Source organism: Hydrocoleum sp. CS-953, assembly GCF_002260545.1.
GTDB lineage: Bacteria > Cyanobacteriota > Cyanobacteriia > Cyanobacteriales > Microcoleaceae > Trichodesmium.
The window spans coordinates 1-7,610 of the sequence record NZ_LGSU01001179.1 but is presented as its reverse complement, the minus strand read 5'-3'; the positions used below and the strand labels follow the sequence as shown (position 1 = coordinate 7,610).

Genomic DNA, 7,610 nt, shown 5'->3' with positions numbered 1-7,610 from the left:
ACCTGTGACGATTTGACTGGAATCGATAACCGCAAAGAATTTTATCGCAAAGCCAATGCAGAATTCCAAGGCTTTAAACGTTATAAAAATCCCTTTACATTAGCCATTTTAGACATTGATAAATTCAAGGCTATTAACGATACCTATGGTCATCTAGCAGGTGACAGAGTGCTACGAACTTTTGCCCAAGAAATTGCTAGTGTAATCCGTGAAAACGATATTTGGGGTCGGATTGGTGGCGAAGAATTTGCACTTCTATTACCAAATACTATGTTATCAGATGGGGTATTGGTTCTTGAAAAGATTCGCCAGCATATTCAATGTTTTCCGTTTTTCTTGCCTGACGATCAAGTTATTAATGTAACTGTGAGCATTGGTGCGGTGGAAAGTGAGACGATCGCTCAGAAACTAGAATATCTATTACATAATGCAGACCAACGACTCTATCACGCTAAAGCCAATGGGCGTAATCAAGTCATCTTTCAAGACGCAGACAAAATAAAAGTGCGATCGCCGTTCTTGTAGGGTGCGTTCCCCACTTCAACTCCTACTATCCCACCGATAAATATTGGGATGGGAACTCACCATTCTTAATAAAACGCGCTCTAAGGGAATTATACAGAAAATTTCCGTATAACATCGCTATGCAGGGTGTTATGCGGATGAAATCTTAATAAAATCCGTATTAGGGGTGATTAGATGGAAAAAAATCCGTATAATTCATAGTTAGGCTTCGCTAGAGTAATAATGATTTGTACTAGGATATTTTCGGCGAATTCTTACTATTCTTGACATAAGGAGTTATGACACAGAAAATCTATCACACACTTGTTGGTCAGGTCGCCTCACTCCCCTTTCGTAAAATCATTTGGATCGTGCCTGTGGCATTTACTTTCCACGAGATAGAAGAGTGGAACATAATGCCCTGGTGGTTGGAGCATTTCTCGAATGCGACTGTGATTTCAGATTTGGCATTGCGCACTTGGTTGGTTTTTATCACTTTGATCGGATTTCTGTGGACTGGAATTGCGTGTCTTCTGCCTACTGTTCGTGCCACTGGACTCATGGTTTTCCCGTTTTTCCTGATGATTCCGTTTTCGAACTCTTTGCAGCACATATATTGGCAATTCACCTTTGAACGCTATGCACCGGGCTTTCTTTCCTGTGCAATACTTAATATCCCATCAGTTTTACTGGTTTCCTGGCATGCTGCTCGCAACCGACTTATCAGTCCAATCTTGTTGGGAACATTTTTCGTCCTGGCAATACTATATCTGGTGGCCACAATCCTTGGAGGCGAGAAAGAACCACTATTTTTTCATGAGATTCTAACCTTTAGTGCCTGGCTAGCAGATTACCTATTTAGAGTTACGTAATATTATTGACCCTTCCCGATTCAGTCATTTGCAGCGAATTGAGACCAGAGGTCGTACTTCAAGGATGCCTTTAGCAGTGTTTTCTCCCCCAAGCCTGCCTGCTGGCCTCATCCGAATAACAGCCCCGCATCCCGCAGGCAGCCTGCGGTCCCGATTTCGTTAACAAGCCCGTACAACTTATAGTTCAACAAACACAATCGTCATTACAGCAAGAAAGGTCATCTAAGAACAAACCTTGTTCGCGATAGATCTCCAATGGACTAGGATCGATTCCCAGGCGTTGAGCGATCGCATTTCCTACCACAGCAAATCGCTGCCGAAATTTATAAATGAAACAAAAAATTATATTGCCGTGACGCACTGAAGGGCCGACGACAAATAATCCTGGAGTTAGGGTAGACTCATCTTCTTGAGTTAGGGCTGCATAACCATTTGACCAGTCAAATAGAGGTGCGATTTGTTCTAAACTGCTATTAAACCCGGTACAGAGAATTGGCGGTGTAGGGCTAAACCACTGTTCGTACTCGCTCTGCACCACATATCCTTTTTTTTCTGCTTTGACTGCTTCAATGTGCTGGTCTCCAATTAGTTCAATCCGACCCATAGAATAAGCTACTTCTAAACGTTTTAGGGTATAAGGAGACAGAGAAACACTAGGGTCTGGGTCTAAGTTTAACCAGCTACTATTGCGGTCGATTAACTTTACTTTTTTCCCTAATGCTGCCAAAAATGACGCTGCATCTACACCGCTTTCATAACCTCCGATAACTACAAATTCCTCCCCCTCAAGCTCTCTCCAAGAATTTATTTGGGAATTATGAATACACAATTCTGCCCCTGGAAAAGGATTAAGATTGGGATATTGATACTCTCCTGCTGCCCAAATCACAAACTGCGATTGCAACTCCCCTTGAGAAGTTTCCAAGACAAAGCCTTGGCCTTGAGGTAAAGCTGCAATAGTGTTCACATTTGTCTCGGTTTTTATAGGTAGTTGAAAATACTCTGCTATAGTCTCCAAATATATCGCATATTCTTCCCCCGAAAGATGTTCCTTTCTAAAACTGAGGGCAGGAGAAGTATTTAAAACTATTGCGTTGAGATCCAGCAATCCAAAACCATGACCAGGAAACGACGGCGTAATGAATTTCATTTCTTCTGGCCAACGGCTAAAAGAAGCCCCGACTTGATGTCGTTCTAAAATGACAAAGTTTTCAATTCCTAAATCTTTTAAGACTACGGCGCAGCCAATTCCAGCAGCCCCAGCCCCCACAATTACAACTTCAAAACGATCATTAGTTTTTTTCACAAGCAGACATTCTCCAATAGATACTTTATGATAATGATAATCATTCTCTAAAAAAAAAGCCAGTTTTCTAACACAAAATATTGGTGAGGCAGTAGTAAGCCATGATTTACGAAAAAATAAAAGTTTCAAGGGGATGAAAAAGCGGTCGTTTTATGAAGAGTATAGGTTGCATTTCCGGGCAAACTTCCCACATTACCTACCCTACAAAAAAACTTTTTTAGCAAACCCTAATTAGTATTATCTACAGTTGATAGCATGGTGAAAAATTTAACCTTTTATTCCACTAAATAACCTAGCCATTTTCAATAGTTTACAGTTCTAAATTTAACTTCATTAGTACCAGGATTATAAAGAGTATAGGTAGCATTTCCGGGCAAACTTCCCACATTACCTACCCCTATAACCTGACGGAGTGTTGTCAAAGTTTGAGTAGATGATGTTGTTTCAATAGCACCCACTTCAGCTCCCAACTTTGTCACCCCACTATTCACCGAACCATTTTCCAACTGATATTGAAAAGCTAAACCAGAGCGACCACAAAATAAATTATTAACGCCAAAACGCATTAATCTATCTAACATTTGTATGGGTGGAGTATCGGGAGTCAATTTATCGCTTACCCCCAAAGTGCTACCGTGAATTAATAAACAGTCAAGCTCAGAAAAACCAAAAGGTAAATTTCTCAACCATTCTACTGTTTCTCTATCAACATTATCCCATAATATTTTCACAGCATCCATGGCATATTCTGCTATTAATTCTGTCGGTTCAGCGGTGGTAGTTAATCCATGTAAAATCAAAGATTGTTCTTCCCACCATCCCGTACAGACTTGAGGTATAAGTTCGTTTTTTTGGGGATAACGTACTCGCTCTACTAATTTTTTGCAATCTATATTTAGCCCGACTAAATCGCCTAAAATATATAAAGCTTCTACAGGATATTTCTGTTTTTTAATATCAGCAAGTACCGCTTCATAAGCTGTGATGTTTCCTTCTATTCCAGTTAAAATTGCCCAATAATTCATATAATTTTTTGCTTTTTTTTTAGGTTATATAAAGTGAGATTAAATTGATAATTGATAATTATATCAAATCCGGTAGTATCGGTATAAAAAAGCAGAGAAACTGGGTTGCTTTTAAATGCTCTTGTAGGGACGTTGCATGTAACGTCCCTACCATCTACCTCCAACAAACCAGGGTTCTTATAACACTCCAAAAGCAGAGAAACCGGGCTTCTTTTAAATTCCCTAAAATACTAACATCCACCTGCAACAAACCCGGTTTCTTAGTACTATCATTATTTCGTTTTTTCCCTTAAAAGAGGAGGCATTAAACCAGAATTATTTAATTATCAATTATCAATTATCCATTATCCATTATCCATTATTATTTATCTCTCACAAATATGAGTAGGGTCATCAGCTTTTTCAGCAAACTCTAAACCTCTTGCCAAACGCCAAGCAAAAATTTCTGGCAACCCCTTATTAACTATAGCTTCACAAGTAAGTTGATAATCATAAGGAATCTCTCGAATATTTACTTCTCCTGTTTCATTGTCATAAATAACATAAGTTGCATTCGGTCTGCCATGACGAGGTTCTCCTACAGAACCAACATTAACAATTTTTTTCAGAGGAGCAATACAACTGTTTGACTCTAAATTTTCCCTCCCCAAACTATTAACTTTAACTAATAATTGACCAGCATCAAGAGTCCGAACATAAGGTACATGAGTATGACCGCAAAACAATACATCAGCACCACTACTTAACACTCTTTCAACTGCTAAAAATCCATCTAAATCTGGCAATAAATATTCATGGTTACTATGAGGACTACCATGAACAAAACACATATTTTCTTCTTTCAAAGTATGAGGTAAAGATGCTAAATATTCTCGCGTTTCTGGATTAATTTCTCGATCGGTCCATTCGTGAGCTAACTTGCCACGTTTCTCTGCTAATACAGAAGGATAACTACATTCACAAGAATTTAATCCCTCCACAATATCCTCATCCCAACAACCTAAAACTGTGGGAATATCTAAACTGCGAATTTGCTCGACAACGGCGTTAGGATGGGGACCATAACCGACTAAATCTCCCACACAAAAAATTTTCTCTGCTTTCTGTTTTTCTATATCCATTAATACAGAATTTAAAGCTTCGTAGTTGCCATGAATGCAAGACATAACTGCGATTTTCATACTAATTTTCCCTATTTTATTAATTGATAATTGATAATACCGTTTCACGGAATTCAAAAGTCAAAATTCAAAATTCAAAAGTAATATTTTATAGCTCAAAACTTTGATTATTCAGTAATTTAAGCAAATCATTCGACATCCAAAGTTTGGAACTATTTGTAACATTCTTTTTTCAAATTGGTATAATGGATAATTACCTCTGGTTAAAACCGTTATAGCATTTCCCAATCTAGTGAGGTACAGTTCTTTCGATCCCCCCTAACCCCCCTTGAGAAGGGGGAAAGTGGAAATCCCCCTTTATAAGGGGGATTTAGGGGGATCGTTCGATGTACCTCACGCCTACTGAAAACTGCTATATTGATTTAATAGAAGGTAATATTATTTCTTTTTTTCCCTTTAAAAGGGGAGGCTTTAAACCAGAATTATTCAATTATTAATTATCCATTATCCATTATCCATTATCCATTGTTTCTAATGTTTCTTTTACTTGTTGTTGATAAGCTAAAATTGCTTCATCGGGTAAACAACAATCTTGTAAAGTTTCTACCAAAGCTTTTTGATTTAAGTTATTACCAAAAACTTCAATTCCACTAAAGCGTTCTGGTCTACCTTTTAACCATCTTGGTAAATTTAATTCTTGATATTCAGTGTCTTTTCCTAAGACAAAATTAAAGTAAAAAGCACGTCCATCAGCAATATCAAAAATTGCTTTAGCACGCATGATTTGACCATAAGCTCCAGCGGTTAATTCATCATACCAAAAAACATCTAAACTTGCTGGATCGATAATTTGCCCCCTAGTAGGCGATCGCCAAAATTGACAGTTATTAATATTGCTGTCAATAGCACATCCTTCTACAGTTTTGTCTGCCCACTGATGCCATTCGCTATTTTCTATTCCCGGTGGGATAATGGCAATACGACTGCTAGGAATGTTATCGAGCAGTGATGACATTGCATCTAGCTCTAAATAAAATCCTAATTCGATGAAAGCAACTGTACCATTAGCAAGATATTCTAAGAGTTCTGACTGTTGAGCATCAGTAATAATTTTTAGATTGGGAAAATCCGTAGCAAGGCAAGTGTGGTCAATGGGAACATTGCCGGTACCGGGGCTAAAATAAAGAGCAGGACTATCTTTGGGGATTTGTTCCCGAATAAAATTTGTTTTGCCGACTCCTGGTGGACCCGCTACTACAGTAATTATAGGTTTTGACATTTTTCTTCCATAATACCATTTAAAAAAAAGAATCTTACGAATAGTAAGGGCGATAAAAAGATTTTATCACAGATGTCTTTTTGACAAAAAAGATGATTTATGACCTAACAAATGGTATTAAAGCCATTCCCATGCGACTCCGTACGGACGCCCTTATGCAACGTCCCTACCTCCTGACTCCTAAAAAGTCCCCTAGATCTTTGTAGCAAACATTGATCAAATTGGTATAGTTCAACTTTTCAATCCTGATAGAATACGGCGACTTGCCATCCTTGCCCCCGATAGGTTTCTGGCGACAGGTCCTACTTGCAAAGCAGCTAGCCCACCCATAATAAATAGTTTACAACCAGACCAGCACAAATATTCATCTAATACTGGCAACCCATTGACTATTTCCAGTGGGTGAGTATTCAAGACTTCTTTTAAGATAGGTTGTTGTGTGACATCAAGTTTTGTACCTGTTGCTAACCAGATACGATCGCCCTCCCACCTCATTCCATCATCACATTTTAGTTGCCAGCGATCGCTAACAAACTCAGCACTAACTACCTGACATTCCTCAAAAATAGATAACTCGTCTTGGTGTTGGTAACGGCGCAACTGAGTCATCACAGCTGGTGTCATGGAACCGCCATCTCGTGCTTGTTGAATTAACTGCCATCGTTTTTGCCAGTCAGTTTCGGCGCTAAAACCTTTTAAATATTTTGGACCCAACCAACCAGGTTCCGCATCAAATAATTTCTCTTTGAGCTGACGTCTGACCATCAAGGTTACGTTTGCGCCTCGTTTTAATGCTCCCACTGCTAAGTGACCGCTAGTTAACCCCCCACCGATAATTAGCACTTTTTCCCCTCTGAGTCGCAAACCTCGCAAGTCTACTTGGTGGGAGTGACAAAGGCGTTCATTTGGATAGGGAGTGGAAATTTTTTTCGCCCATTCTGGCAGTTGCGGTTTTCCCCCACCATTAGCTACGACTACTTGACGAGCTATGGTTGAGTTGCCATCATCTAGTTCGACTCGAAACTGAGGGTTCCCTCGGTAAGTTATGGGAGCAATGTTTGTCACTGATGCTTTGTATACTTTGTCTTCTAACTGCCAGCGACTAACTACATCTTGAGAAAATTCTTGAAATAGTTTTGTTCCAGGTAGGTCGTAGGGGGGGAATAGTTCGTTTGGGCGATTTTCTGCAAACCGACGCAGGGAATAGGGATCTGGGTCTGGGTGGTGAACGGCGGGCGATCGCAAGTGGGGTATTTCTTGGGCTGCAAACTGCTGTCGCCATTGACTCATCCAAGTCCCACTGGGGTCAAATGCTATTATTTTATGGCGATACTTTTCTCGTTTTTGCAACAGATGAGTTACTAAAGTTAGGGCGTGGGGTCCCGCACCTACGATAGCAATATTGGTTTGTATTGGTAAGGGCATGGAATTAAAGAACAATAATTATAAGAATGATAATCATTATCGTTTTTATAATATATTATAGCTGTAACGGCTCGCAAA

7 protein-coding genes are annotated in these 7,610 nt (G+C 39.3%); 2 read left to right on the top strand and 5 right to left on the bottom strand.

The genetic code is table 11. The features are described 5' to 3' along the window. On the top strand, positions 1-525 hold a 525-nt coding region (locus tag AFK68_RS19115; protein ID WP_143438044.1), incomplete at its 5' end, for a GGDEF domain-containing protein. 278 nt (positions 526-803) lie between these two features. Beyond that, complete coding sequence (locus AFK68_RS19110; protein ID WP_094674193.1) at positions 804-1,376, top strand: HXXEE domain-containing protein; 573 nt, start codon at positions 804-806, stop codon at positions 1,374-1,376. A gap of 184 nt (positions 1,377-1,560) precedes the next feature. Here the strand turns inward: AFK68_RS19110 and AFK68_RS19105 are convergent, their stop codons facing one another. The 5 genes from AFK68_RS19105 to AFK68_RS19085 form a co-directional block, all read right to left on the bottom strand. Then, a complete protein-coding gene (locus AFK68_RS19105) occupies positions 1,561-2,682 on the bottom strand; it encodes an NAD(P)/FAD-dependent oxidoreductase (protein WP_094674191.1) in 1,122 nt (373 codons plus the stop codon). Between the two features lie 302 nt (positions 2,683-2,984). Continuing rightward, a complete protein-coding gene (locus AFK68_RS19100) occupies positions 2,985-3,707 on the bottom strand; it encodes a metallophosphoesterase (protein ID WP_094674189.1) in 723 nt (240 codons plus the stop codon). Positions 3,708-4,072: 365 nt separating this feature from the next. Beyond that, positions 4,073-4,888 (bottom strand): metallophosphoesterase, encoded by an 816-nt coding sequence (locus AFK68_RS19095; protein ID WP_094674187.1) that lies wholly within the window; start codon positions 4,886-4,888, stop codon positions 4,073-4,075. Between the two features lie 451 nt (positions 4,889-5,339). Then, positions 5,340-6,107, bottom strand: a complete 768-nt coding sequence (locus AFK68_RS19090; protein ID WP_094674185.1) for a GTP-binding protein — start codon at positions 6,105-6,107, stop codon at positions 5,340-5,342. Positions 6,108-6,338: 231 nt separating this feature from the next. Further along, a complete protein-coding gene (locus AFK68_RS19085) occupies positions 6,339-7,532 on the bottom strand; it encodes an FAD/NAD(P)-binding protein (protein WP_210407500.1) in 1,194 nt (397 codons plus the stop codon). Positions 7,533-7,610: the final 78 nt, after the last annotated feature.